Origin of the sequence: Pseudomonas sp. V98_8 (assembly GCF_029967975.1) — a bacterium.
Classification (GTDB): domain Bacteria; phylum Pseudomonadota; class Gammaproteobacteria; order Pseudomonadales; family Pseudomonadaceae; genus Aquipseudomonas; species Aquipseudomonas umsongensis.
The window spans coordinates 38,998-64,607 of the sequence record NZ_JASCAE010000054.1; the positions used below are offsets into that span (position 1 = coordinate 38,998).

General features: G+C 59.6%; 19 protein-coding genes and 1 pseudogene. 5 read left to right on the forward strand and 15 right to left on the reverse strand.

Annotated features, from left to right (window positions below):
- Positions 1–54: 54 nt before the first annotated feature.
- From QLG10_RS18540 to QLG10_RS18590, 11 genes and pseudogenes are all read right to left on the reverse strand, one after another.
- Positions 55–1,488 (reverse strand): UbiD family decarboxylase, encoded by a 1,434-nt coding sequence (locus tag QLG10_RS18540; protein WP_110754586.1) that lies wholly within the window; start codon positions 1,486–1,488, stop codon positions 55–57.
- A gap of 74 nt (positions 1,489–1,562) precedes the next feature.
- The gene (locus QLG10_RS18545) at positions 1,563–2,981 is read right to left on the reverse strand and encodes a sodium:solute symporter family protein (protein WP_282487798.1); all 1,419 of its coding nucleotides are present in this window, start codon (positions 2,979–2,981) and stop codon (positions 1,563–1,565) included.
- A 195-nt stretch (positions 2,982–3,176) separates the two neighbouring features.
- The gene (locus QLG10_RS18550) at positions 3,177–3,980 is read right to left on the reverse strand and encodes an enoyl-CoA hydratase-related protein (RefSeq protein ID WP_020800292.1); all 804 of its coding nucleotides are present in this window, start codon (positions 3,978–3,980) and stop codon (positions 3,177–3,179) included.
- 19 nt (positions 3,981–3,999) lie between these two features.
- On the reverse strand, positions 4,000–5,538 hold the full coding sequence (locus QLG10_RS18555) for an AMP-binding protein (RefSeq protein ID WP_188265007.1): 1,539 nt from the start codon (positions 5,536–5,538) through the stop codon (positions 4,000–4,002).
- A 5-nt stretch (positions 5,539–5,543) separates the two neighbouring features.
- The gene (locus tag QLG10_RS18560; RefSeq protein ID WP_008060977.1) at positions 5,544–6,044 is read right to left on the reverse strand and encodes a (2Fe-2S)-binding protein; all 501 of its coding nucleotides are present in this window, start codon (positions 6,042–6,044) and stop codon (positions 5,544–5,546) included.
- 1 nt (position 6,045) lies between these two features.
- A complete protein-coding gene (locus tag QLG10_RS18565; RefSeq protein WP_188265008.1) occupies positions 6,046–6,852 on the reverse strand; it encodes an FAD binding domain-containing protein in 807 nt (268 codons plus the stop codon).
- The gene (locus QLG10_RS18570) at positions 6,849–9,845 is read right to left on the reverse strand and encodes a molybdopterin cofactor-binding domain-containing protein (RefSeq protein WP_282487799.1); all 2,997 of its coding nucleotides are present in this window, start codon (positions 9,843–9,845) and stop codon (positions 6,849–6,851) included. Before QLG10_RS18570 ends, QLG10_RS18565 begins: the two co-directional genes overlap by 4 nt.
- A gap of 154 nt (positions 9,846–9,999) precedes the next feature.
- The gene (locus tag QLG10_RS18575) at positions 10,000–12,219 is read right to left on the reverse strand and encodes an EAL domain-containing protein (RefSeq protein ID WP_282487800.1); all 2,220 of its coding nucleotides are present in this window, start codon (positions 12,217–12,219) and stop codon (positions 10,000–10,002) included.
- A 204-nt stretch (positions 12,220–12,423) separates the two neighbouring features.
- Positions 12,424–12,822 carry a DUF5329 domain-containing protein gene (locus QLG10_RS18580; protein WP_110754577.1) on the reverse strand — a complete coding sequence of 133 codons (399 nt, stop codon included), beginning with the start codon at positions 12,820–12,822 and terminating at the stop codon, positions 12,424–12,426.
- 55 nt (positions 12,823–12,877) lie between these two features.
- Positions 12,878–14,452 carry a phospholipase D family protein gene (locus QLG10_RS18585; RefSeq protein WP_282487801.1) on the reverse strand — a complete coding sequence of 525 codons (1,575 nt, stop codon included), beginning with the start codon at positions 14,450–14,452 and terminating at the stop codon, positions 12,878–12,880.
- A pseudogene (locus QLG10_RS18590) lies at positions 14,449–14,640 on the reverse strand (hypothetical protein); the annotation flags it as partial. The gene QLG10_RS18585 and the pseudogene QLG10_RS18590, both read right to left, overlap by 4 nt.
- 248 nt (positions 14,641–14,888) lie before the next feature.
- Between QLG10_RS18590 and QLG10_RS18595 the strand changes: the two are divergent.
- Positions 14,889–15,434, forward strand: coding sequence for a cytochrome b (locus tag QLG10_RS18595; RefSeq protein WP_188265013.1), 546 nt, complete (start codon positions 14,889–14,891; stop codon positions 15,432–15,434).
- Between the two features lies 1 nt (position 15,435).
- Here QLG10_RS18595 and QLG10_RS18600 read toward each other — a convergent pair whose 3' ends face one another.
- Positions 15,436–17,718 (reverse strand): heavy metal translocating P-type ATPase, encoded by a 2,283-nt coding sequence (locus QLG10_RS18600; RefSeq protein WP_282487802.1) that lies wholly within the window; start codon positions 17,716–17,718, stop codon positions 15,436–15,438.
- A gap of 350 nt (positions 17,719–18,068) precedes the next feature.
- On the opposite strand from QLG10_RS18600, the gene QLG10_RS18605 reads away from it, so the two are divergent.
- Positions 18,069–18,611: an Hsp20/alpha crystallin family protein gene (locus tag QLG10_RS18605; RefSeq protein ID WP_110754569.1), complete on the forward strand. Its 543-nt coding sequence runs from the start codon at positions 18,069–18,071 to the stop codon at positions 18,609–18,611.
- A 213-nt stretch (positions 18,612–18,824) separates the two neighbouring features.
- A complete protein-coding gene (gene prs, locus QLG10_RS18610) occupies positions 18,825–19,790 on the forward strand; it encodes a ribose-phosphate diphosphokinase (RefSeq protein ID WP_110754568.1) in 966 nt (321 codons plus the stop codon).
- Positions 19,791–19,833: 43 nt separating this feature from the next.
- Here prs and QLG10_RS18615 read toward each other — a convergent pair whose 3' ends face one another.
- The 3 genes from QLG10_RS18615 to QLG10_RS18625 all read right to left on the reverse strand — a co-directional run bounded on the left by QLG10_RS18615 (position 19,834) and on the right by QLG10_RS18625 (position 23,107).
- Positions 19,834–20,721 carry a universal stress protein gene (locus tag QLG10_RS18615; protein WP_110754566.1) on the reverse strand — a complete coding sequence of 296 codons (888 nt, stop codon included), beginning with the start codon at positions 20,719–20,721 and terminating at the stop codon, positions 19,834–19,836.
- Complete coding sequence (locus QLG10_RS18620; RefSeq protein WP_020800308.1) at positions 20,718–22,091, reverse strand: MBL fold metallo-hydrolase; 1,374 nt, start codon at positions 22,089–22,091, stop codon at positions 20,718–20,720. The genes QLG10_RS18615 and QLG10_RS18620 overlap by 4 nt, the downstream gene beginning before the upstream one ends.
- A gap of 95 nt (positions 22,092–22,186) precedes the next feature.
- Positions 22,187–23,107, reverse strand: a complete 921-nt coding sequence (locus QLG10_RS18625; protein ID WP_110754563.1) for a universal stress protein — start codon at positions 23,105–23,107, stop codon at positions 22,187–22,189.
- Positions 23,108–23,338: 231 nt separating this feature from the next.
- On the opposite strand from QLG10_RS18625, the gene ftsH reads away from it, so the two are divergent.
- Positions 23,339–25,159 carry an ATP-dependent zinc metalloprotease FtsH gene (ftsH, locus tag QLG10_RS18630; protein WP_282487803.1) on the forward strand — a complete coding sequence of 607 codons (1,821 nt, stop codon included), beginning with the start codon at positions 23,339–23,341 and terminating at the stop codon, positions 25,157–25,159.
- 25 nt (positions 25,160–25,184) lie between these two features.
- Positions 25,185–25,610 carry a potassium channel family protein gene (locus QLG10_RS18635; protein ID WP_248679308.1) on the forward strand — a complete coding sequence of 142 codons (426 nt, stop codon included), beginning with the start codon at positions 25,185–25,187 and terminating at the stop codon, positions 25,608–25,610.

Consider the following 25,610-nt stretch of genomic DNA (forward strand, 5'->3'; position numbering starts at 1 on the left):
TGAGTTGGTTGGAACTATCGGGAACAGACCGCCGAACACCAGCGGCCACCGGGTTCAATCGTGCATCTGGAGCACGCGCTGCCAGTCCTGCGGCGCCGCGTGCGCCACCGTGTCGAGTTCGACTTCCTGTTGGCCTGGCACCTGGATTCGTTTGAAGCGCATGGTCGGTGCCGACAGCGGCACCGTGGCGTCGTAGCCCATCTTCGAGCCGACACCGTCACGGGTGGAGGGGTCGAGTTTCGATCCCTGGGACTCGTGGATCAGCACCAGGTCGCGGTCGGCCTGGAAGCGGGTGGCGATCGCCCACTCGACTTCGGTGGGGTCATGAATGTCCACATCCAGATCCACCACCGTGACATGCTTAATGTCGTAGTGACCGCCCAGCGCGCCGAGGATGACGTTCTTGCCCTCGCCCTCGGAGCGTTTGTCGATCTGCACATAAAGGTGATAACGGCACACCCCGCCCTTGCTCAGGTGCACGTCACGCACGCATGGAAAGCTGCGGCGCAAGTACGCGAGCATGGTCGCTTCGCGCGGGATGCCACCGAGCAGCAAGTGCTCCAGGCCGCCGCCGACGATGGTGTGAAAAATCGGGTTGTGACGATGGGTCACGGCGTCGACTTCGATCACATGGCGTTCGGCGCGCTCGCCGTAGTACTGCGGAAACTCGCCAAACGGCCCTTCCATCTCTCGCGCCTTGGCCAGCAACCGGCCTTCGATGACGATCTCGGCATCGGCAGGCACGCGAATCTGGTTGGTGACACAGCGCGTCACCGCCAGCGGCCGGCCATGCAACGCACCGGCAATTTCCAGTTCGTCGTGATCGATCGGCACGATGGCCTGGGACGCCAGCAGGGTCAGCGGATCAGCGCCAATGACCACCGCCACGTCCAGATCCTCCCCCAGCGCCTCGACTTCCTGAAAGAAGGCCAGCGCATGGCGTGGCAGCAGCAGTGCACCCAGGCGATTGGGGCTGCTCACTTGCAAGCGGTGAATCGAAACGTTCTGTACCCCGGTGCGCGGGTTTCGGGTAATCAGCAGGCCAGCGGTGATGTAAGGGCCGCTGTCGTGCTCGTTGTGGGTGGGAATTGGCAGCAGTTTGTTCAGGTCGATCTCGCGATGCACCACTTGCTGACAAGCTGCATCGCCGACTTCGCGCCACGGCAGCGGATTGAGGCTGGCGGCTTCGAAACGCGCCAACACTTCAGCGGACTCCACGCCCATGGCCTCGGCCATCCACTGCCGGTCGGACAGCAGGCCGGACACCACCGCAATCGAGTGGCCGCCAGGTTGGGGAAACAGCGAAGCGCTCTTGCCGTCCAGGCGATTGGCAATCGCTGCAACGCCGAAACGCAGGTCCACGCCGGGGCGTATCATTGCCAAGCGCTGCTGGCGCTGCAAATGGTCGAGCCAGCCACGCAGGCTGGCGCCTGCTGGCAGGTCCCCGGCCATGTCGGCTTCGGGGGTGGAAAGAGTCACAGGCTGCATGGCCTTACCTCGTCATTACGGTTTTGGTGGCATGCCCGGTCACCCGACGGCACGCCCGTTGAAATCGCTGGGGTTCAGCGCCCGGTTGCGCTCGCACCGATGGGTTTGGCGCTGTCGGCTCGCTCGGGCTTGCCGCCCCGCAGCAAGTGGCTCAGGGTCATGATCACGAGTGGCGTGGCCAGTGCGATGTAGGCGTTGTCGATGCCATAAGGGTTGCCCATCAGGAACCAGCCGATGGTGATGATCAGTGACGCGATGATGCTGATGAACGCACCCTGCCGCGTGCCGAATGTCGGCGCGTAAAACACCATCAGCACCAGTACCGCGAGTGAGGCACGCAAGGCCTTGGCGAGGAAGGTCACCACCAGAACGTCGGAGGCGTACAGCGCCAGCGTGATGGGCAGCAGGCCGGCGATGATGGTCGCGGTCCGGGCAAAATTGAGGTTCTTGCGATCATCACGTTGTGGGTTGAAGAACGGCTGATAGAAGTCCTTGAGCAACAACGTGGCGATGCCCATGGTGAGCGCGGCCATGGTGCCGAACAGCGCCCCGGCCAGTCCCGCAACGACGATCCCGGCCATCCATTCGTGCATGTGCCCGAGGATTTGCGGAAAGGCCTGCAACGAGGGAATCTGCGGAAACAGCACCGCACTGCACATCCCCACCATCGCGGCGATCAGGCCGTAGGGAATCAACATCAATGCACAGTAGAAACTCGCGTGCTGGGCCTTGCGCCCGTCGCTGACGGTATTCACCGCCTGCACCACGTACTGGGTGGCGAACGTCGCGCCGATACCGGCCACCAGCCAGGCGAAAATCTTCGGCCAACCGACGTTACCGACTTCGAACATCGGCGCTGGCAGTCGCGCCACCAACTCGCCCATGCCGCCCACCTTGCTCAAGGCAAAACCCAAGGCGAGGATGATCCCGGCGTACATCATCAATGCGTGCAAGACGTTGGTATAGATCACTGAGCGCATGCCACCGATGCCGACGTACAGCACCGAAACAATACCGACGATGATGATCGCCGACGTCCGCTCGATGCCCAGCAAGGTCGCCAGCACTGCCCCGCCGCTGGCATAAATCGAGACCGCTACGATCGATAGCGCGCAGATCATGATCACTGAGGTGGCAAAGCGTACCGGCTCGCCGTAAGTGCGGGCCAGCGCCCCGGAAATGGTGTTCTCGCCGAGGTCCTTGTACTTCTTCGCCAACAGCATGGAGAAGATCACGAACCCGACGCCCAGGGCCGCGATGTTCCAGGCGGCGGAAATGCCATAGGTGTAGCCCGCCTGGGCTGTACCAATGCTCGCGGTGGTGCCGATGAACTCGGACATCATCAGAAAACCGATCAGCACCGCCGGGAAGTCCTTGCCTCCTGTTGTAAAGTTTTTTGCGCTTTGTGTAGAGCGTCGAACCCACAAACTGATCAACGCCAAGACCACCATGTAGGCGGCCACGATGGTTAATACGAGCCAGCTAGAAGCCATAAGTGGAACTCCGATTTTTATATTTATTGGACGGATTTCGGTGCAGCCGATCTCACCCTAAGAGCCCCGCAACAGGTTTTCCATTAACGAATATTGATGCGCCCTATCAGTTTCACTGAAGGGGCGGCAGGCCCTGCTCCATAGGGGGGGCACACCGTTGCCGACGCACTCCCGGGCCTGCTCGCCGGCACACATTTATTCGCCGGTGAACACGGCCGCACGCTTGCTGTGAAACGCCTCGACGCCTTCCTTGAAGTCCTTGGAGCTACGCAAGCGGCTGTAGCAGTGACCTTCCATTTCGATCGCGACGGTCAGCGGTGCATCTTCGTTGTCGTTGATCAGTTTTTTTGCCGTGCGCTGAGCCAGCGGCGAGAAGCGACGCAGCTCATCGACCAAGGCATCGACGGTGCTTTCCAGTTCGGTGTCCGGCACGACCTCGGTAGCGATACCCCAGGCATAGGCCTGGTCGCCCGTGATGCGTTTGGCGCGCATCACCATGTGCTTGGTACGGGTGATGCCAATGATTTTCTGCAGGCGTGCGGAGCCACCCGAGCCCGGGATCTGCCCCAGGTTCTGCTCAGGCAAGGCATAGCGCGTGGTTTGCGACGCAATGCGGAAATCGCAGGCCAGGGACAGTTCGAAACCGACACCGAAGGTGTAACCGCGGTTGGCAACGATCACCGGTTTTTCGCAACGTGCCGGTGCCGCGACGTTCCAGGCCAGCTTGGAAACGTGCTCTGGCGACGCTTCAAGAAAACCCTTGATGTCGCCGCCGCTGGAGAAGTGTTCACCCACCGAGCGCAGCACGATGACGCGCACGTCCTTGTGTGCATCGAGGGCTTCGAAGACCAGGCGCAGCTGATCGCGCTGCCCCATGGAAATGACGTTCAACGGCGCCCGGTTGAGGATGATGTCGGCGCGCTCGCGGGACACATCGACTTCTACCTGGAAGCCATCGAATTGAGTCTCGAGAAATTGCTGGATCGATTGTTGTTGCATGGGAGTGTCCTCTGGATGATTAGCTGATGGCCTTTAAGGCCTGTTCCTGGAATTGGGCCAGCAGCACGCGCCGCAGCACCTTGCCAACGGGAGATTTTGGAATCTGGTCGATGAACTGGTAACGCCGTGGCCGCTTGAATTTGGCCAGGCCCGAAGCAATGCAATGGGCATCGAGGTCGCACTCCGAGACTTCGGCGCGCAGCTTGATGAACGCGGCAATGATCTTGCCCCACTGCTCGTCGGGCAGGCCGACCACCACCACTTCTTCCACGGCCGGGTGCAGGGAGAGCATGTTTTCGATTTCCGCCGGGCTGACGTTTTCGCCGCCGGTGATGATCAAGTCATCGACCCGACCCGTGACGAACAGATCGCCCTCCAGATCGAAGTAGCCGATGTCACCAGTGAAATACCATCCGTCACGCAACGCCTTGGCGGTCGCTTCGGGGCGGTTGAGGTAGCCTTCGAATGCCTCGTCACTCGCCAGGTCAGCGATGATCTGGCCCTCCTCCAACGGATTGGCCTGCACGTCTGCCGTTTCTGCATCGAGCGGCACAACGCGCACTCGCTGGTTCATTGCACTGCGCCCTGACGAACCGGGTTTGCGGCTGGCTTGCTGGTCGATGGTGAAGGTGTAGATTTCCGAGCTGCCGTAATGATTGACGAACAATTGCGGCTGGAACGCCTCCTCGACGCGACGCATCAAGCCGTCGCTCATCGGCGCACCGGCAAAGCCGATTTTCTCCACACTGGCGACTCGCTCGCGGGCGAAGGCCGGGTGTTCGATGAGCATGTGGTAGAGCGTCGGCACCAGGTACAGGTTGCTGACCTTTTCCCGCTCGATGGCCTGCAGCGTGGCTTCCACATCGAACTTGGGCACACAGACGAAATGTCCGTCGATCAGCGCCATGGACAGCAACGAACGCACGCCCATCGTGTGATAAAGCGGCATGACTCCCAGCGTGCACTCGCTCTGGCGGTAAAGGTTTTGCGCTACGTGGGCAACCGCCGCGGCGCGTTCGCAACGGTGGCGACGCAGCACGCCCTTGGGCTTGCTGGTGGTGCCGGAGGTGTACAGCAGCAGTGAAAAGTCTTCGGCGTTGGCCTGCAGAATGATTGCCGCAGGCGCTTGCGAACACAGTTCCTCGAAACTCAGGTCGGAGTCGGCGGCACGCAGACCGGCGGCGATCCGTGGCAGCCTTGTGGCGGCGCTGCAACCGGCTACGGCGGCCACGGTCGCGTCGTCGTAGGCCAACGCGCGGATTTGCGCATCTTCGATGCAGTAGCCCAGTTCATCGGCAGTCGAACGCCAGTTCAACGGGGTCATGACGACGCCCGCAAACTGACAGGCCCAATGCAGGGTCGCCATTTGCCAGCGGTTCTGCATCGCTACCAGCATTCGGTCGCCGCGTTGCAGCCCCAGGCGTTGCAGGCCCCTGGCTGCGCTCTGGATATCGACGAACCAGTCTTCATAGGTTTTCTTCAATGCACCGTCACTGACCGCCACGGCGTGCGGTCGGCGTTCAACGGCTGCGAGGAAGCTGCGTCCGAGATCGAACATTTTTGTTATACCCCTTTGTTCGTTTGGCGCTGGGCGGCGACTTCGAGCACGGCCTGGACGATGCCGGTGTAGCCCGTGCAGCGACATAGATGCCCCGAAAGCATGTCGCGTACCTGGGTCTCGTCCGGGTTGGGTACCCGTTCGAGGAAATCCACGCAGGACATGAGAATGCCCGCAGTGCAAAAGCCGCACTGCAAGGCGTGATGACGGCGAAAAGCTTGTTGCAGGTCGCTCAGTGTGTCGTCGTCGGCCAAGGACTCGACGGTCTCGATACGCCGCTCGTGCCCCTGAACCGCGAGCATCAGGCAGGAACGCATGGCGACGCCGTCCACCAGCACCGTGCAGGCACCGCAGACACCGTGTTCGCATCCAACATGGACACCCGTGGCACCGAGGTCGTGGCGCAGGAAATCGCAGAGTTGGGTGCGCGGTTCAGCCAACGCTTCGCGGGAGCGGCCGTTGAGTTCCAGGCGAATCGGAAAGGTTTGGTCGGCAGTTACACGCATGTCAGGCTCCTTCGATCAGCTGATGACCCAGCTCGCGAATCAGTTGGCGGCGATAGGCAGCACTGGCCTGCACGTCGTCTTGTGCATCGAGCGACCAGGCGGTTTGATTGAGCGCATCGGGCAGTGCTGCACCACGTGGCAGACTGCGACGTTGCGGACGGTCGGCGACCCCACCGATGCCGAGTTCGACCTGGTCCGCGCCGATGGCCGCGGCCAGGGAAACAATGGCGAAGTCACCGTGGCGCATGGCGATTTCACGGAAGCGATAGGTGATGCCTTCGCGCTTGAGCGGAAAGCGCACCTCGACGACCAGTTCATCCGCACGCTTGTCGGTGGTGAGAATGCCCTGGAAGAAGTCGGCAGCCTTGACGATGCGCTTGCCTTTTTTCGACTCCAGGACGATCTCGCCGCCCAGCGTCACCAGGCACAGTGGCAACTCGGCGCTGGGGTCGGCATGAGCCACCGACCCACAGACGGTGCCGCGATTACGCGTCTGGAAGTGGCCGATCCAGGGCATCGCCAGCGCCAATAAAGGCACCTCTTCCATCAGGCTCGAACGCGCCAGCAACTGCGCCTGTCGCACCCCGGCACCGACAGCCAGGCAATCCTTGCGCAGCTCGATATAAGCCAGCTCATCCACATGATTGATATCGATCAGCAATTTGGGTTGAGCCAGGCGCATGTTCAGCACCGCCATCAGCGATTGGCCACCGGCGATGATGCGAGCTTCCTGGCCGTACTCGGCGAGCAACTCAACCACCTGACGCCGGGTGTCAGCCCGAACGTAATCGAAAGCAGCCGGTTTCATTGCGCACCTCCCTTGCCGAACAGCGCGCCGAGCGAGGCACGCAGCCGCGCCCACCAACCGGTGGAGATGGCTTGGCCGCTGACCCGTTGCGACAGGCGAGTAAATATTTGTCCGATGATCACTTTCGAGGCCCCTTGCAACATGCGGCCGCCGACGGCGGCGACTTTGCCGCTGACCGCCACCTGGTATTGGTATTCCAGGCGTGTGTGGCCATTTTCCAGTTCAACGAAACGCACCTTGGCCTGCCCCTGGGCCGACCCCATCGAGCTGCTGCCGGAACCGGACAGACGCAACGAATGCGGCGGGTCCAGATCGCTCAGGGCAACCTTGGCCTCGAAGCGCGCGCGGATCATGCCGACGCCGACGGTGACGTCTGCGCGGTAACGGTTTTCGCCTTCGAGCACGAGGTCGTGGCAACCGGGAATGATCGCTGCCAGCGTCTGCGGGTCGAGCAAGGTATCGAACACCTGTTGCGGCGAGGCAGGAATCACCACCGAGTCGTTGGCCCGCAGTGCCGGTCCACCGGCGGCTGCGTCGAGGTTGTCATCGGCTTCCATACCGGCGGGCCGTGGCGGTTCGTCGATGCCAATGAGCGTGCGTACTTTCGATGGCGTCAGTGGCAGACGGATGTCCGAGCGACCGAGGGCGTCGGCCACCGCGTTGGCGATGCACACCGGCGTGCTCATATTGTTGCCCTCGCCGACACCCTTGGCGCCCAATGGGGTGAAGGGCGATGGCGTTTCCATGTGCAGGATCACCGGTTCGATCACTTCCGGTGCGGTCGGCACCAGATAATCGGCGAAGGTCCCGGAGAGGAAGCTGCCGTCCTCGCCATAGGCGAACTCTTCCATCAGCGCCGCGCCGAGGCCCTGGGTGAAGCCACCACGAATCTGGCCATCGACCAGTGCCGGGTTGAGCAGGCGGCCGGCGTCATGGCAGGTGACGTAGCGATCGATGTGGATCTCGCCGGTCATACGGTCGATTTCCAGGCCACAGATGTCGAAGACAAAGCCGTAGCACAGCGAGCTATTGACCTGGTCCTGGTCGTCCGGTGCCACCAGTTGCGGAGGGCTCCAGAAGGCGGTTTCGCGCAGGCCGCCGCTTTCACCTTCCGGCAGCAGGCCCGGCGACCAGTGGGTCGCACCGGCAATCCGATGAAATGGCGCCACCGCCCCGCCATTGACCACAAAAATCTTGCCGCCGGCGAAACGAATATCTTCGGGACTGGCCTGCAATTGCTCGGCGGCAATCGCGGCGAGGCGATCACGGATCTTCAGCGCGGCCTTGTAGACGGCACCGGCCACGGCGCCGGCGAAGCGGCTGGAATAGTTGCCAGAGGCAATCGACCAGGCGTCCTTCTGGGTATCGAGCTCGACGTTGACCACGATGGATTCCAGCGCAACCCCGAGCACTTCGGCGACGACCTGCGCCACGGTGGTTTGATGGCCCTGCCCTTGCGGCGCCGAAGACACGTGCACACTGACGTCACCCAATGGGCCGACGTTGATGGTTGCGGTGGCGACAGCGCCGTTTTTCGGACCGGCCTTGCGCCGCTCTTCGGGTGTCATCGCGGTGGTGATGTAGCCCATGTTGGAAATCGAGGGTTCGATCACGGCGGCATAACCAATGCCATAGATTCGGCCTTCGGCACGGGCCTGATCACGACGCTTGAGCAACTCGTCGAGTCCTCCGTCGGCCGCCGCCAAGGCAATGCCTGCCTGGTAATTGCCGGAGTCGAGCAATGCACCGGCCGCCGCGCGATAAGGGAAGGCATCGGCCGGCACCAGGTTACGGCGGATCACATCCAACGGATCGAGCTTCAACTGCACGGCGATGTGTTGCAACAGCCGCTCCAGGGCGAAATACACCTGCGGGCCACCGAAACCACGGTTCAGGCCGGAAGGGGTTTTGTTGGTCAACACCACTCGGTTGCGCACTTGCAAATTGCGGATCGCGTAAGCCCCCGTGAGGTTGCCGTGCATACGGTAGAAAGTCGCCGGTTCAGGCGCTCTCAGGTAGGCGCCACAATCGTCGATCTGGTCATAACGCAACGCGGTGATGCGGCCATCGGCTTCGACCGCGGCTTCAATTTCGGTCACCCGATTGGTCGCCGAAGAAGCCCCCTGGAGATGTTCCAGACGGTCCTCGACCCACTTCACCGGTGCACCGACCTTGCGTGACGCCAGCCCCATCATCACCACGTAAGGGAACACCCCTTGCTTGATACCAAAGCTGCCGCCGGAATCTTTCGGCGTGCGCAAACGCAAGCGGTTGCCAGGCACATTCAGTGCCCGGGCCATGACCGTGTGCAACGCATAGGGACCCTGGAAATTGGCCAGCACGTCATAGATGCCAGTGGCGCGCTCGTACTGAGCCAGCACCACATAGCATTCAATGGGTGTGCAGGAACTGCGCGGAAACTTCACTTTGAGCGAGACCTTGTGCGGCGCCTGCTCGAACGCCTGTTCCGGCTCGCCATAGCGAAAGTGCCGTTCGTTGACCACGTTGCTGCCGACCGCTTCGTGCAGGATCGGCGCCTGTTCGGCGGTGGCCAGTTCAGGATCGATGATCGGCGACAGCCGCTCGTATTCAACGCGCACACCTTCGATGGCGTCCTCCGCCAGATAGCGGCTCTCAGCGATCACCACGGCCACCGGCTCTCCGACATAACGCACCTTGTCGACGGCGACGCACCAGTGCTCCATCGGCTGACGTACACCTACCGGGAAAGGCAGCGCCCAGCGTTTGACGTCTTCGCCGACCAGCACGCCGTGCACGCCTTTCATCAGCAGCGCTTTGGAGAAGTCCACCGAGGTGATCCGCGCATGAGCGTGGGGCGAACGGATGATCGCCGCATGCAGCGTACCCGGAGGGATGGCAGCGTCATCGGCATAACAGCCGAGGCCGCGCAACAATGCGGCGTCCTCGACCCGGGCCTGGCGGGCGCCGATGTGGCCGGTCTGGCTTTCGGTAGCAGGTTGGAAACTAGTCATTTTTTCGCGGCTCTTGTTGTTTTGCAGCGCGATAGCGTTAGAGCCGAGTGTGTGAGAAAGGCGCAGGGAGCGCCTTGCCTGGGGAGATGGAGTTCTGCGCCAGGGTCTGAAAATTTGCCTTAGCGTCTGATTTTCAGGATGGGGACCGGCCAGGCTAGCCGGTCAGGGATAGGCAAGCGGGATGACACAGGAACGCTTCGATTTCTGCACAGGGCATCGGTTTGGCAAAGTAATACCCCTGGAAGACATCGCACTGACTGCCCGTCAGGAAATCCACCTGGGACGCCGTTTCCACCCCTTCGGCGACCACCGTCAGGCTCAGGTGGTGTGCCATGGAGATAATGCCCTGAGTGATGGCGGCATCATGACGATCAGTGCTGATTTCCTGAATGAACGAGCGGTCGATCTTGATCTTGTCGATGGGCAAACGCTTGAGGTAACTGAGGCTGGAAAAACCGGTGCCGAAATCATCCAGGGCAATGCGCACCCCCAGCGCCTTGAGCCGATGCAACGTGTCGATCGCCTGTTCAGCGTTATGCAACAGAATCGACTCGGTGATCTCGAGCTCCAGTTGCTCACCCCCCAGGCCGTATTTCTCCAGGGCGGCTTGGACGCACTGGACGAAATTGCCACGCTGAAAATGCATCGGCGAAATATTCACCGCCATCGAAATGCCCGTGATGCCCTGCTCGCCTAGCTGGCGCAGCTGCGCGCAGGCCGTATCGAGCACCCAAAGGCTCAGCGGGATGATCTGGCCACTGTCCTCTGCCACCGGCACAAACACCGCCGGTGAGATAAATCCTTTTTCCGGATGCGCCCAGCGCAGCAACGCTTCGATCCCGACCACCCGCCCCGTGCGTGCGTCAATCTGCGGTTGATAATGCAGTCTGAACGACTGGGTTTCGATAGCCTTTTGCAGGTCATTGCGCAGGCTCGCGTGCTCGCAAACGCGCTGATTGAGATCGCTGGTGTACCACTGAAAGTTGTTGCGCCCTTGCTCCTTGGCTTTGTACATGGCCATGTCAGCCTGCTGGAGCAGCTGCATCGGCTGCTCGATGTGACCATCGCTCAGGGTGATGCCGACACTTGCACTCACGTGCAGGTCAATGCCCTGGATGCAGTAGGGTCTGGCAATGCTGGCCATCAATCGCTCGACCACTGGTACCACGTCCTCATCAAGCAGCAGGTCCGGCAGCAGCACGACAAACTCGTCACCGCCCATGCGCACGATGGTGTCACCGGGCCGAACCTGCCGGGTCATACGCTGCGCCACCTCAATCAGCACCTGATCGCCGAAGTAATGCCCGATCGAATCGTTGATGGATTTGAATCCATCCAGATCAATGCACATGACCGCCAGGCGACGCTTGCGTCGACGACTGATGTGACAATCAAGCATCAGCCGCTCTTCAAGAGATACACGGTTAAGCAAACCGGTCAGCCGGTCATGGCTGGCGTTGAAGCTCAGTTGGCGCTCGTAATGCTTCTGCTCGCTGATGTCCCGGGCTATGCCAAATACCCCGACGATCTCTCCGTTGACCATGATCGGCAGGTTGGAAATGTCCATGGTCAGCAAGTTATCGCTCTCGTCGAGAAGCCGTGCCTCGAAGCGTTGAGGCTCTCCGGCGCGAGCGGCGTAAAAATGCCGGCTGACCCGTTCCAGGTCTTCTTCGAGCAACAGGCGGGAAAAGTGATGACCGAGGAAATCGGTGGCGGTGTGCGGTTTCAGCTTCAGACCTGCTGGATTCACACTCTGGATGTTGCCGGCCAGATCGAGGGCGAACACCGGGTTGGGGTTGTAGGTGAACAATGAGCGAAAACGCTGTTCGCTGGCCTCCAGCCGTTGGCCGTCACGCTCATGGCGGATCGCAATGACTGCCAGTTGGGCCGCGCAGGCCAGGCGTTGAATCTGCGCCTCATCCGGCGCGTGGGTCCGGTTCTGGTACAGGGCAAATGTACCCAACACGCTACCTTGATGGGAGAGTAACGGCACCGACCAGCAGGAACGCAGGTTATGCCCCAGCGCCAGGCCGCGAAAACGCTCCCACTTCGGGTCCCGGGCGATATCTTCGGTGACCACCAGCTCGCGCCGGAACGCTGCGGTGCCGCAGGTGCCTTCCTGTGGACCAATGGCCATTCCATGAATCGCCTCGCTGTACTCGACCGGCAGGCCGGGCGCCGCGCCGCTCAGCAAGCGTTTGCCCTCGGCATCAGTGAGCAGGATGGAGCAGAAGGTTTCGGGGCTCTGTGCGTCCTGCATCTGGCAGATGGCGCTGAGTATTTCGCCCAGATGATGGTCGGTCGCAATCATACCGAGAATGTCAGTTTGCGACTCGGGGAAGGTCTTGCTGTGAGAACCAGGACGAGTATTCATGGTAGTTCCTGAAGACTCTCGAGGTCGTCCGGTCTTCAGAGAGCCTGAAACAGTGGGCGGCCGAGCACTGTCCACTAGTGCGTCGGACGCGCACTCTATAGAGCAGCGACTCGCTAAAAAAAGACTCAGATACAACATAAAAAACCGTATCAGATGACCGCCGTCCTGGTTACCATCCTGCGATCCTGTGCATTCCTTTGCGACTCAATGAAGTTGCCGTTGCCTCTGTAGTTCCCGCTTCAACCAAATGCTTGCCGGTTCTACACCTTGCGAACATCGAACCTCATAATTGCGTCCACTTATACTGCTTTTAGTGGCTGCAAGATCAATGAAGTCTTCTGCACTGTTCAACATGTTCTTGCCTTCGAGGTAATCCAGCTTCTTCTCCAGGTGCGCCCGAGCGCGGGGACCTGGGTATTCGCTTCCATTGCGCACAAACTGACACTCACTGCGTTCGACAAAATCCAGCAAGGCCTTTATCTCTCGACTGGTTTGAGGTGTGACTTGAGCCTGCACACCCGTGACGATTGCGACGAGGCTGATACCCGCAGCCATCATCAATTGGCTGATAAGCCGCGCCGTACCACCTACCCACATCCGCATGATTCATCCTGGTCACGAAAGTAAAATGAAGGGAGTGACCTCCAGTATTTTCTCGCTATAACATTTTCTCCAGCCCGATATTGCTGCTGAGCCACGAACTGAAGCGTCGCCACCACCCCCCCGGCTCAGTGGTCAACGTATGTTGTTTGCCGTCATCCTCGGTGACCCAGACCAGCTGTGCCTTTTCCAGCAGGACATGATAACTGAGAGGTGGTGCCATGCCTTCCAGGGCCAGTTCGCGCACCCGTCCGGCGAGTTGCGGGTTATCCACCAACACCCCGACTTCGGTGTTCCACAATAATGAGCGCGAATCGAAGTTGTACGAACCGATGAAAGCTTTCTGCTGGTCGAAAATCATCGCTTTGCTGTGCAGGCTGGAATCGGAACTATTGGAGGATCCGTTGTGAAAAAGGTGTGGTCCGTTGTCGCTGTCGCCATTGTCGCCGGACTGGCGGCGTAATTCGAACAACTGCACACCATGCTTGAGCAAGGTTTTGCGATAAGGGGCATAGCCACCGTGCGCGGCAGGCACATCGGTGGCTTCCAGTGAATTAGTCAGCAAGCTGATCGACACGCCAGCGTCGGCGCGACGGGTCAAGTACACCAACCCCGGTTGGCCGGGCACCATGTAGGCAGAAACCAATATCAGCTCCTTGGTGACCCCGTTAAGCTCAGGTGCCAACTGGGTGGTCAACAGCAAGTGCGGGGCGGGTTCGCCCTTCGACAAAACCTTACTCGGTGCATCCCACATCGCCTGGTTCCAGGCCCAGATCAGCTCGCGGCGCCAGACAGGCAGGCGCGGGTGAGTGGTGTAGGTCATCAACTGCTGGTACAGAGCAGGATTCTGTTTACGCGTTTCCTCGAGGGATTCGTCCAGTCGGGTCCGGGTATTTTTCAGGTCCCTGGTTGTTGGCCGGGTCGAGAGAAACTGCTCGATCGGCTTGCTCAGGGCACTGTTCCAGTACTGGTCAAAACTATGACCCAACTGTTCTGCAACCGGGCCGACACTGAGCATGTCGATGTCGGTGAAATTCTTGTTGGGCTCGGCATCGAAATACTCGTCCCCCAAATTGCGCCCTCCGACGATTGCCACGCTGTTGTCCACCACCCACAATTTATTGTGCATGCGCCGGTGTTGCTGCGACAGGTTCAACAGCCGGCCCATTGTTCGCGTCACGACAGTGCTGCGGCCCAAATGCAGTGGATTGAACACGCGGACCTGAATCTGCGGGTGGGCAGCCAGCGTCGCAATGATTCGTTCCAAGTCATCGCTGGTCGTGTCATCGAGCAGAATCCGCACGCGGACTCCCCGGTCGGCGGCGTCGAGCAGCTCGCTCACCAGTATCCGCGTAGTGATACCGTCGTGGACGATGTAATACTGCAAGTCGAGGCTGCTTTGAGCGTTACGGATCAGCTCGGCGCGGGCTGTGAAAGCCTCTGCACTATCGGATAGCAAGCGAAAGCCCGATTGGCCCTGATGAGGGGCTACCTGGGCCTGAATAGAACGACCGAATGCCGAATCCCTCGCAGGCAACGCCTGACTGGGTTCGTGAGGGACATCGAGTGTCGTGCAGCCACCCGATAGCAAGGCGAGTAACAGGAGAGCTGGCAGCGGCTGTTTGATTCTCACGGAGCGTACACCGGGTGCTGGCGATCAGGGATGCCGGATCCCGCAGAATGGACAGTGGTATCCATCAGCCTTCGGGTCGTATCGACCTTGCACACTGTTTCTTCGATCTGCAGTGTTGTTTTTGGAGCGTAGTTCATCCGCTGGTAATTGAAGTATTTGCCCCAGGCGAAAAAGATCGCACCGACAGCAGTCGGTAAGTAAAAAAACTGATTGCCAAAGATTATGAAAATGACACCGCGACGCATTTTCGTATTTACCTTTTTCATTCAGAAGCTGGTTTCGAAGCCACAGCAGTGGTTAATCCGACGCTTGAGGCAATAGAGGAAAAAGGCAACGCCTTTTTTTGAACAGATTGGGCCATTGCTTCTTCAGATTGCCTTAAGGCTTGGCAGGCAGGGTACTTGCTCTTTCGAAGCATCCATCTGTCGAGGCCACCATGACACGCCACTCAACGCCACAGCACTACGGACAACTGTCGATCACCCTGCACTGGCTAATGCTGCTGTTGTTTGTCGGTGTCTACGCTTGTATCGAAATCAAGGGGCTGATGCCGCGCGGTGGCCATTTGAGGAGTTTGTTTCTGGGGCTGCATGGAGTGTTCGGCCTGAGCATCTTCGCCCTCGTCTGGGTTCGTCTGCTCGCACGCCGTCTTGCGCCGCGCCCGCCTATCGCACCGGCCTTGCCCGCCTGGCAAACCGGCATGTCACACTTGATGCATTCGATGCTGTACATACTGATGATCGCCACCCCCCTATTGGCCTGGCTGCTGCTATCGGCAGAAGGCAAACCGATGCCCTATTTCGGTTTTTTCCTGCCCTCGCCAATAGCGGTTGATCCGTCATTGGCCAAGCAGTTCAAGCACTGGCACGAACTGCTTGGGAGCACCGGTTATTGGTTGATCGGACTGCACGCGGCGACCGGGTTGATTCATCATTACTGGGTGGGTGACAACACGTTGACCCGCATCCTGCCCAGACGTTGATTCAGCGCCAATCCAGATAGCGAAACAGCTCTTCTTCCTGATCAAAATGCATTCGCACAAGCGTATCCAGCCGAATCAACTGGTGCTGAATCTCATCTGCCGATGCCGTTTCGGGGGCGGCACAGAAGTCACGGCTCATGCGCGCCAGCAGATGGATCAGGCGAAAAATCTCCCGGTGTGCGTGGCTCATGGCTGACATGGGATCCTCGCCCGGCATGCTTTGCGTCAGTTGCGGATACAGTGTGTTTTCGTCTTCACGTTCATGGCGTGCCAGGGTTGTTTGCAGCTTGTTGACCAGCGCCTGCAAATCCGACTGTGCTTGTGCCAATGGACGCCGGGCAAAATCAATGGCCAGTTGATGCAGGTCGCTCAGTACTGAAGACAATGCCTTGTGCTCGTCCTGCAGGTGATCGATCTGTTGCGCTGCCAGCCTTTGTTGGCGCACCCCGCGTAGCGGCCCCAATGCACGCAAGGCGTTGATGATGATCGCCACATCGATGCCCTCTTGCACAACGGCACCGATAAGCGGCGGCAGATAACCCAGGGCCGCCACCACCATGGCCAGCAACGACATGCCCATGCCGACCAGCACACCCTGGCGGGCGATGTGACGGGTTTGGCGGGCAATGTCCAATGCCTCCACCAGACGATCGAGACGGTCTACCAGCAGCACCACACCCGCGGCTTGTGCAGAAGCCGTGGCACCACTGGCCCCCATGGCCACGCCGACGTTGGCCGCCGCCAACGCGGGGGCATCATTGATGCCATCGCCGACCATCAAGGTACTGGCGCGCAAACACCCTTCCTGCACCGCTCGCACTTTGTCCTCGGGGATCAGCCCTGCTCGCAGCTCGTCAATCCCGGCGGACAGCGCAACCATTTCGGCGGTTTCCAGGCGATCGCCAGTGAGCATGACGATCCTCTCTATGCCCCGGGCGCGCAGGCGGCGCAGGGTTTGCGGTGTTTCTCGACGCACGTTGTCCGAAAACACCAGCAGGCCGGCAAGTTCTCCATCCACGTCAATAAAGCTTCCACTGCACGCCAGGTAATCCATATGGCGCAACATGGCTGCGCCCCAGTCGGACGCAGGTGCATCGGCATGAGCAAAAGACAACGTGCCGAAACGCACCCGCCTGCCATCGACCACCCCGCAAAGGCCGGCGCCCGGACTCTCATCCACCTGTCGGGGGATGCTCAGAGGCAATTGACGCTGGTGCGCGGCGTCGACAATGGCCTGGCAGATGGGGTGCGTCGAGGCCTGCGCCAGCGAAGCGGCCAGGCCAAGCAAACGCAAGGGGTCGGCAAGTCCATTGACCTCGATTGATTGCAGACGGGCATGGCCGCTGGTCAGTGTTCCGGTCTTGTCGAGAAACACCTGTTTGACACCGGCCAACGCCTCCAGGGTCGCGCCGTCCTTGATCAGTATTCCGCGCCGCGCCGCCCTCGAAATACCTGACATGATCGAAATCGGTACCGCCAGTATCAACGGGCACGGCGTGGCCACCACCAATACCGCCAGCGCTCGCAAGGGATCGCTACTCAGTTGCCAGGCCGCTGCGGCAATCAGCAAGGTCAACGGGATGAAGAACAACGCATAACGGTCGGCCAAGCGCACGAATGGCGCGCGTGAACGTCGCGCCTCCTCGGCCAGCCGAACGATCCCGGCATAGGTGCTCTGTGCGGCCGTTCGCGTGGCGCTCAGCAGGAGAGGTGCACCGACATTGGAAACACCACTGGGCAGTTGCTCGCCTTCTCGACGAGTGACGGGCAACGATTCGCCGCTGAGTGCCGATTCATCCAGTTCGGCGGTGGGGCTCAGCAGGCGCCCGTCGACCGGTACCACCTCCCCCAGGCGCACCAGCAATGTTTGATTGGGCTGGATCTGTTCTACGGGGATCTCGCGCAACCCGCCCGCCTCCTGCAACCAGGCAAAACGTGGCGCCCGGTCGATGAGGGCACGAAGCTCGCGTTCGGCGCGTTGGCTGGTAAAAAACTCCAGGGTACGTCCGCTTGCGAGCATCAAGGCAATCACCGCTGCCACCAGTGTCTGCGCAAAGGCCAGGGCGGCGGTGATCGACAGCAACGCGATCATGTCTACACCGGCCTCGTGCCGGGCCAGACGCCTGACGATCTCGACCAACAGTACCAAGGCCATCACCACGCTTCCTGCGGCCCAGCACATCGACGCCCAGTCCGGTCTTTGCCAAAGGTGCGCAACACCCCCCGCCACCAGCGTCAGGGCGCTGAGCAGGAGCAGCGCGGGATCCAGCCATTTACTGAACATGGAGGTGTTTTCCTCGAAGGGCGATTCACGTTGTCGAAGCAAAAACGCCCGTGGCCCATTGAGGTAAAGCTTAGGTCTCGATTGTCTATCGCGTCCGATCTGGTTGATGGGCAGAGGCCTTGGCCAGTGACGAGATGACAGCGGCATCGGAGCGAACAGTTTTTGCCCTCTTTCTGATTTATATCAAGCGACTTTTGGGCATTCCCATGGACATTAGAGTCAGCGTTCGCACCATCGCATGGGGTGAATGACGCTGGCTTTGGAAGGTCAGCGCCGGGTTGATTTTTTCAGGGCGGACGGGTGTACGGACTGTTTTGAGCCTGCCCTTTAACCAAGAGGAGTCGTGAAAAATGAGCAATTCCGTGAAAAAAATGCCGATCCAGACCGAAGACAAATCAAGCCAGCATCCAGCGACCTCAGACATTTGGCGGCCCCTGGAAAAACTGCGGCAACAGGTCGATCACCTGTTCGACGAGTTCAATCGCGGTTCTGGGCTATCGCCCTTCAGCCGTGGGTTGTTTGATGTCGAACCCTTCTGGCGGCGCGAACTGAGCGGCCATGGCCTGCCTGCCGTGGACATCACCGAGAAAGACAAGAGCTTCGAAATCACTGCCGAACTCCCCGGCATGGATCAAAAGAACATCGAGCTCAAACTGTCCAACGGCAACCTGATCATCAAGGGGGAAAAGAAAGAGGACAAGGAAGAGAAAAGTAAGGGCTATCATCTTAGCGAACGTCACTATGGTTCCTTCGAGCGCACGTTCAGCCTGCCCAAAGGGGTCGATGCCGAGAAGATCGAAGCGAGTTTCAGCAAAGGCGTGCTGAGCATCTCGTTGCCGAAAAAGCCCGAAGCCATGAAGGCCGACAAGGTCGTGCCGATCAAGGCCGATTGACCGCGTAGCTGCCCCCCTGCCGGGAAACCGGCCGGGGGGTTGTTCTTCGGTCGCTTGACCACGACCCTTGTACGCCAGTGCATCAGGATTGGCGTAAGCTGAGCGTGAATACACCTTCATCCGGCGGTTGCCTCCGAGGTCACGGTACATGCGCTTTCTTTTCGAAGTTTCAGGTAAGGCGCATTTCCTATCCCGCCTCCAAGGAGCCGCTGCATGCTGACCCTGCCCCCGCTTCTTTTTGCCCTCAAAGGCACTGAAATCTACGCCGGCCGCGTCGCTCAACGGCTTGGTTGCCAACTGGCACGCCACGAAGAGCGTGACTACGAAGACGGCGAACATAAATGCCGCCCGCTGGATCCGGTTGGCGGTCGTGACGTCGTGGTGTTCCATTCCTTGTATGGGGATGGCCAACAGAGCGCAAACGATAAGCTGTGTCGCTTGCTGTTCTTCTGCGGTGCGCTCAAGGATGCCGACGCTCGTCATGTGCAAGTGGTGACGCCCTACTTGTGCTACGGGCGCAAGGATCGCCGCAACCAGCCTCAGGACCCGACCATAACGCGTTATGTAGCCGCCCTTATTGAAGCCAGTGGCGTGGATCGACTGATCGCCCTGGACGTGCACAATCCGGCAGCGTTTGACAACGCCTTCCGCATTCCAACCAGGAACCTGCAGTGCACCGAATTGTTCGCCGGGCATTTCGCCGGGCTGGTCGGCGACGCTGAAGTGGTTGCGGTTTCCCCCGACTCAGGGGGTAGCAAGCGCGCCGAGCAGTTTCGACAAGCCCTGGAACGGCAACTGGGGCGTCCGGTTGGCAGTGCCCTGATGGAAAAGCACCGCGATCACGCCACGCTGACGGGCACTCTGTTGATCGGTGAAGTCTCAGGCAAGACAGCCATTGTTTTCGACGACCTGATCAGCACGGGTGAAACGCTGACGCATGCCGGCCTCGCCTGCCAAACGGCGGGTGCCGCCCGACTGTTCGCAGCCGCTACCCATGGTTTGTTTACCGCAGGCAGTCGGCTGTTCGACCGGCCTCTTTTTGAACACATTGCGATCGCTGACTCCGTGCCGCCGTTTCGCCTGCCGCCTGACTGTGCCACGCGTCACCTGCAGATACTCGACAGCACGGCCCTGACCGCCGCCTTGCTGGCGGAAAATGCTGCTTTTGATCCTGCCTGAGCATTTGCCCGCCCCACCAGGCGAGCGGAACCCCGAGACGACTTCAAACCGCCAGTACGCTGCAGGGCACTTGATACAGGATATGTTCGGTCGTACTGCCCAGAGGGTGCTCCAGGCCTTGGTACTGGGCTCTGCCCATCACAATCACATCCACATGATTCTGGCTGGCGAATTCACTGAGTGCCGTGACGGGGTGACCCAAGACGAAATGCCGGCGGTCGGCGGGCACACCGTATTGCCTGGCGAATGCAAGAAACGACTTTTCCAACGCTTTGCGCACCCCTTTACTCAACGCTGACAGCTTCAAGCTATCGCTCAACTCTTCCAGGTAGTCCTCTGACATTTCATGGGCATAGAGCAGGTGCAATTCGGCATCACACTGGATGGCCAGGCTGGAGGCCTGTTGAATGATGCGGCCATTGAGTTCGCTGTGCCCGGATTCGCCAGCCGACACGTCCACTGCCGCCACCACCTTGCGGGGCAAGGCGTGACCGGCCCCGCCTACCAGATAAACCGGTACTGGACACTGGTGCAGCAGGCGCCAGTCCAGCGAGTTGAAGAGCGCGCGTTTGAGCACGGATTCATGTTGGATTTCCTTGATCAACAGGTCGGGCTGTAATTCTGCGACGTAATCCAGAATGCCTTGCTTCATTTCATCAGCCCAGGCCACCTCGCTGGTCACGTCGATTCCTTTGCCGCGCAGTAGTTTTTCCTGATCCTTCAGCCAATCGCGATGGTCCTGCAGGTAACGTTGCCGGGCCTTTTCCCGGTCGCTATCTTCGAGCAGCGACAACAATTTCAACGATGGAACCAGGGCCGCGATATGCAACCTTGCGCCACTGGCCCGGGCCAATGCCGCAGCATGGGTGATGGCCGGAGAATGACCCAAGGCAAGGTGGATGATGAGTAACAACCGTCGATACTGGCTCATGATTCGACTCCGGGTGTGAGGTCGACGCTATCGCGATACTCCGGCACCGACACCGACCACCCAAGTTCCAGGCTGATACGGCGGCGCAGCGCATCCGATGCGTTTGGCTCGCCATGCACCACAAATGTGTGCTTGGGCGGGCGCTTGAAGCCACGCAACCACTGCATGATTTCATCGGCGTCAGCATGCGCCGACAGCGTTTGCATCGGCACCACCTCAGCGTTTATCGGCACCTCCTTGCCATGGATACGCACCGTTCGAGAGCCCGCTACAATTTGTGCCCCCCGAGTGCCACCGGCCTGAAAGCCCGGCATCAACAGCGTGTTAAGCGGATTGGGAGCCAGCGCCTTGAGGTGGTGGACAACGCGCCCGCCGGTCGCCATGCCGCTGGCGGCGATAATGACCGCCGGGGTGCGTTGCTGATCAAGCGCTCTCGAATCCTCGACCGTGCGGACGAATTGCGCCACATGGCACATACCCTCGCAGTCCTCCAGGGATAATCTGTGCTCGCTGCGAAACCGCTGGTACAGGCCCGTGACGTCGGTGGCCATCGGGCTGTTCAGGTAGATGGGAATATCAGGAATCGCACGTTGGCGTTTCAATTGATAAAGGTGGTACATCAGCAATTGGGCGCGTCCCACCGCGAACGATGGCACCAGCGTAATACCCCGGCGCAACGCGGTACGGTTGATGACCTCAGCCAATTGCTGTTGCGGCGATTCGTCTGGATGTCTACGGTCGCCGTAAGTCGACTCCACCAGCAGGTAATCCGCCTGTTCGACGGTTTGCGCAGCGAACATCAAAGGATCGTCAGGTCTGCCCAAATCCCCTGAAAACACCAAGGTCTGGCCATCGGCAATCACTTCCACCGTCGCTGCCCCCAGAATGTGCCCGGCGCCCCGCAGCTCAATGGTCATGTCCGGGACAATCTGGACACTGTGGTTCAGCTCCACCGGCCGTAACAACTTCAGTGCATGCTCAGCATCTTGCTCGGTGTAAAGCGCCAATGCCGGGCTGTGCTTTGAAAAGCCATGCCGGTTGGCGAACTCAGCCTCTTCTTCCTGCAACCGGCCACTGTCCAGCAGCAGGATTTTCACCAGCTCACAGGTCGCTGGCGTGGCATAGACCGGGCCGCGATAACCATTGCGCACCAGTACGGGCAGATAGCCGCTGTGGTCAAGATGGGCATGGGTCAACACAATGGCGTCGAGGTCGTTGACCGGAAGCTGGAACGGGTCGCGGTTGTGTAATCGCAGTTGCTTGTAGCCCTGGAACAGACCGCAATCGATCAACACATGTTGGTTACGATGTTCCAGTAAGTACTTGCTGCCCGTGACCGTGCCCGCGGCACCCAGAAATGTGATTCGCATGGCCGTTTCCTTGCGCTTGCAGGGGAGCGCTATTGATCGCGCCTTTTGCACCCAGGCAAGTTGATTTTTATCAACTGTGAGCGACAGCGCCCTTTTCAGTCCGGTGGGGGTGATGGCTTGACGATCATCAAACTGCACGGGGCCCTGTTCAATACACGTTCAGCAGTACTGCCAATGAACGGGTCTTTGCCGTAGTGATAAACGGTGCCCAACACCACCACGTCGAATGCATTCTGCTGCGCGAAAAGCACGATGACCTTGTGGGGGATACCGGTCAGCGAGTGTCGGCACGTTTCTTTTATGCAATAGCGCTCAGCAAGCGCTTCGAAGGCTTCTTGCTGCGCATCTTCGATCGCGTCCCTCAAACTGTCATCAAGACTGTCTATCGGCACACTCAATGGTGCATCGCTTATTACAGACCAATGGCTGACGTTGAGTACGTGCAGCGCTGCACCACAGCTTGCCGCTAACGTAGACGCCACATCGAGTATTCGGTCATTGAGGCCCTGCGTCAGCTCTTCCAGATGGGACAGATCGATTGCCGCGAGGATTTTCAACGGCTTGGGGTGCGCGGCACTGGTCACCAGGTGCAAGTGCGCAGGACATGCGCGCAGCAAGTGCCAGTCCAAAGTTCGATGAAAGGCCCGGTCGAGTGCCGGCACGTAATGAGTATCCTTGATCACCAGATCCGGATGAAAGTCATTCACGTACTCAAGCACGTGCGTCAGGCTCGATCTGGCCCAGACTACTTCGGTGGTCACCTGCATGCCGATGCATCGTTTGAAGCGGGCTTGCTGCTCCAGCCACTGCCGATGCACTTGCAGATACCCTTCCCGCGCCTGGGCCATCGCCTCATGGTCGAGCAGACCCGCCACCGCCAGTGCCGGGACATAATCGAACGCGACAATATGCAAAAACGCACCGGTCGCGCAGGCCAGTGCATAGGCACGCTCAAACGCCGGGGTAAGGGTCATTTCGCCGGGGGCTATCAACAGAATGCGTTTGAGTTTGAGCATCACGTGCCTCTCCCTGAAACGTTCACTGCAAATGCAGTGACCCAAGTATCGGGCGGTACACATTGGGAGCACTGATTTTTGTCAAACAAATCGCTGGCCGTACGCCCTTCCCGTGCTCATGGAGAGATAGTTGATTTACCTCAACGATTTTCCTGCGCCCAGGCGTAAAAAAAATACTGACCGGCCATCATCGTTCGTCCCTGGTCGATGCCACGACGCAGAGCCACGTCCATGAAAAAGAATCACCAATGGAACCTGTCCTACTTCGCGATAGCGTTTGTCGTGCTGACCCTGGTTCAAATTCTGTTTTTCGAACGCAATGTCGTGCAAAGCATTCCGTACAGTCAATTTGTGCAATTGCTCAACGAGCAGAAGGTCAGCGATCTACGGGTCGAGAAAGATCAGATCAGCGGCAAACTGCAAGAGCCTATCAACGGGCACAACCAGTTTTCCACGGTGCGGGTGGATCCGGCGTTAGCAACGGAACTGGGTCGTTCGGGCGTCGGATTCACGGGGGTCAACGAAAACACGTTGCTCAATGGCCTGCTGGGCTTGCTGCTGCCCTTTGTCCTGATCATGGTGATCTGGCATTTCCTGTTTCGCGGGCTGGCGGAAAAGCAAGGTGTCGGAGGATTGATGAGCATCGGCAAGTCCCGGGCCAAGGTATTTGTGCAGCGCGAGACCGGCGTGACCTTTGCCGATGTGGCCGGCATCGATGAGGCCAAGGCCGAACTGGTGGAAATCGTCTCTTTCCTCAAGGACAAAGCCAAATACTCACGCCTGGGGGCGCATATCCCCAAAGGCACTTTGTTGGTCGGCCCTCCGGGAACCGGCAAGACCCTGGTGGCCAAAGCCATCGCCGGTGAAGCCGGCGTGCCTTTTTTCTCGATATCGGGGTCGGAGTTTGTCGAAATGTTCGTGGGCGTAGGCGCCGCCCGAGTGCATGACCTGTTCGAACAGGCGCGCCAGGCGGCACCTTGCATCATCTTCATCGACGAACTGGATGCACTGGGCAAAATGCGCGGCGTCGGTGCGTTTGGCGGCAATGACGAAAAAGAGCAGACCCTTAATCAATTACTGTCAGAACTGGACGGGTTCGATCCCCGTGAGGGCGTCGTGCTGCTGGCCGCGACTAACCGGCCAGAGATTCTCGACCCGGCACTGCTGCGGGCTGGACGGATCGATCGGCAGGTGCTGATCGATCGCCCCGACCGAAAAGGCCGCCAGGCCATCCTCAAGGTCCATCTGCAAAAAATCACTGTGGAACCCGCGATCAATGCCGAACAGATTGCCGACCTCACCACCGGCTTTACCGGTGCTGACCTTGCCAATCTGGTCAACGAGGCCGCCATCGTCGCCACCCGTCGTGGAGCGCAAGCGGTCGGACTCGACGACTTTACGGCCGCCGTGGAACGCATCGTTGCAGGGATTGAACGCAAGAGCAGTGTGCTGCGCCCCGAGGAACGCCAGGTGGTGGCGTATCATGAGATGGGGCATGCCCTGGCTGCCAGCAGTCTTCCGGCCATGGATCCGGTGCACAAAGTGTCCATCGTGCCTCGCGCGATTGGCTCGCTGGGGTATACCCTGCAGCGTCCAACCGAAGATCACTTCCTGATCAGTTGCCAGATGCTCAAGGACCGGATCGTTGTCCTGATGGCCGGGCGCGCTGCCGAATACCTCGCCTATGGCCAGATTTCCACTGGAGCTGCCGATGACCTGGCCCACGCAACAGATATCGCCCGACAATTGATCACCCGGTTTGGCATGAGCGCCGAGCTCGGTCAGTCCGTGCTGGAGCGACAAAACACCACGTACCTGGGTGAACGCATGCCGGCGCTGGGTGATAAAGACTATTCGGAACAGACTGCCAGGGAAGTCGACCTGGGTATTCGCGCCCTGCTCGATGAAGCCTATGGACGAGCCAAGGCGTTGCTCGAAAGTCGTCGAGCCGATCTGGACACCGGTGCCCATCTGTTGCTTGAGAAGGAAACCTTGTCGCCCGAAGACTTTCCAGCGCTCATACCTGTACAGCGTGGTCCAGATTCTTCTTAAATACCCCGTAAAAACGGAGTCATCCATGCTGGCAGTCACGCTGATCAATACGCTGGTGGTCATCATCGTCGTAGTGATCCATTACGAATGTCTGTTGCGCTTGAACGATTGGCTGCCTCGGCTCAAGCTGTGGAGCCGCTTCAGAATTGTCGTCGGGGTATTTGGCGCCCTGTTGGCCCATGCGGTAGAGGTCTGGTGCTTCGCGCTGGTTTATTACCTGATGGTGCACTCCGGCCAATGGGGCGGCCTGACGGGCAACTTCGACGGTTCGCTGATGGACTGCGTTTACTTTTCCTTCACGACCTACACGACGATCGGCTTCGGCGATATTTCACCGGTGGGCAACCTCAAGTATTTGACCGGCTTGCAGGCCCTGACCGGGTTGGTGCTGATCACGTGGACCGCATCCTTTCTGTTCCTTGAAATGCAGAAGTACTGGAAGCGCAAGTAA

Excerpts from the sequence above, each read along its gene's own strand:
- QLG10_RS18540 (WP_110754586.1), bottom strand. The coding sequence starts at position 1,488 with ATGCAGCCTGTGACTCTTTCCACCCCCGAAGCCGACATGGCCGGGGAC.
- QLG10_RS18545 (WP_282487798.1), bottom strand. The coding sequence starts at position 2,981 with ATGGCTTCTAGCTGGCTCGTATTAACCATCGTGGCCGCCTACATGGTG.
- QLG10_RS18550 (WP_020800292.1), bottom strand. The coding sequence starts at position 3,980 with ATGCAACAACAATCGATCCAGCAATTTCTCGAGACTCAATTCGATGGC.
- QLG10_RS18555 (WP_188265007.1), bottom strand. The coding sequence starts at position 5,538 with ATGTTCGATCTCGGACGCAGCTTCCTCGCAGCCGTTGAACGCCGACCG.
- QLG10_RS18560 (WP_008060977.1), bottom strand. The coding sequence starts at position 6,044 with ATGCGTGTAACTGCCGACCAAACCTTTCCGATTCGCCTGGAACTCAAC.
- QLG10_RS18565 (WP_188265008.1), bottom strand. The coding sequence starts at position 6,852 with ATGAAACCGGCTGCTTTCGATTACGTTCGGGCTGACACCCGGCGTCAG.
- QLG10_RS18570 (WP_282487799.1), bottom strand. The coding sequence starts at position 9,845 with ATGACTAGTTTCCAACCTGCTACCGAAAGCCAGACCGGCCACATCGGC.
- QLG10_RS18575 (WP_282487800.1), bottom strand. The coding sequence starts at position 12,219 with ATGAATACTCGTCCTGGTTCTCACAGCAAGACCTTCCCCGAGTCGCAA.
- QLG10_RS18580 (WP_110754577.1), bottom strand. The coding sequence starts at position 12,822 with ATGCGGATGTGGGTAGGTGGTACGGCGCGGCTTATCAGCCAATTGATG.
- QLG10_RS18595 (WP_188265013.1), top strand. The coding sequence starts at position 14,889 with ATGACACGCCACTCAACGCCACAGCACTACGGACAACTGTCGATCACC.
- QLG10_RS18600 (WP_282487802.1), bottom strand. The coding sequence starts at position 17,718 with ATGTTCAGTAAATGGCTGGATCCCGCGCTGCTCCTGCTCAGCGCCCTG.
- QLG10_RS18605 (WP_110754569.1), top strand. The coding sequence starts at position 18,069 with ATGAGCAATTCCGTGAAAAAAATGCCGATCCAGACCGAAGACAAATCA.
- prs (WP_110754568.1), top strand. The coding sequence starts at position 18,825 with ATGCTGACCCTGCCCCCGCTTCTTTTTGCCCTCAAAGGCACTGAAATC.
- QLG10_RS18615 (WP_110754566.1), bottom strand. The coding sequence starts at position 20,721 with ATGAGCCAGTATCGACGGTTGTTACTCATCATCCACCTTGCCTTGGGT.
- QLG10_RS18620 (WP_020800308.1), bottom strand. The coding sequence starts at position 22,091 with ATGCGAATCACATTTCTGGGTGCCGCGGGCACGGTCACGGGCAGCAAG.
- QLG10_RS18625 (WP_110754563.1), bottom strand. The coding sequence starts at position 23,107 with ATGCTCAAACTCAAACGCATTCTGTTGATAGCCCCCGGCGAAATGACC.
- ftsH (WP_282487803.1), top strand. The coding sequence starts at position 23,339 with ATGAAAAAGAATCACCAATGGAACCTGTCCTACTTCGCGATAGCGTTT.
- QLG10_RS18635 (WP_248679308.1), top strand. The coding sequence starts at position 25,185 with ATGCTGGCAGTCACGCTGATCAATACGCTGGTGGTCATCATCGTCGTA.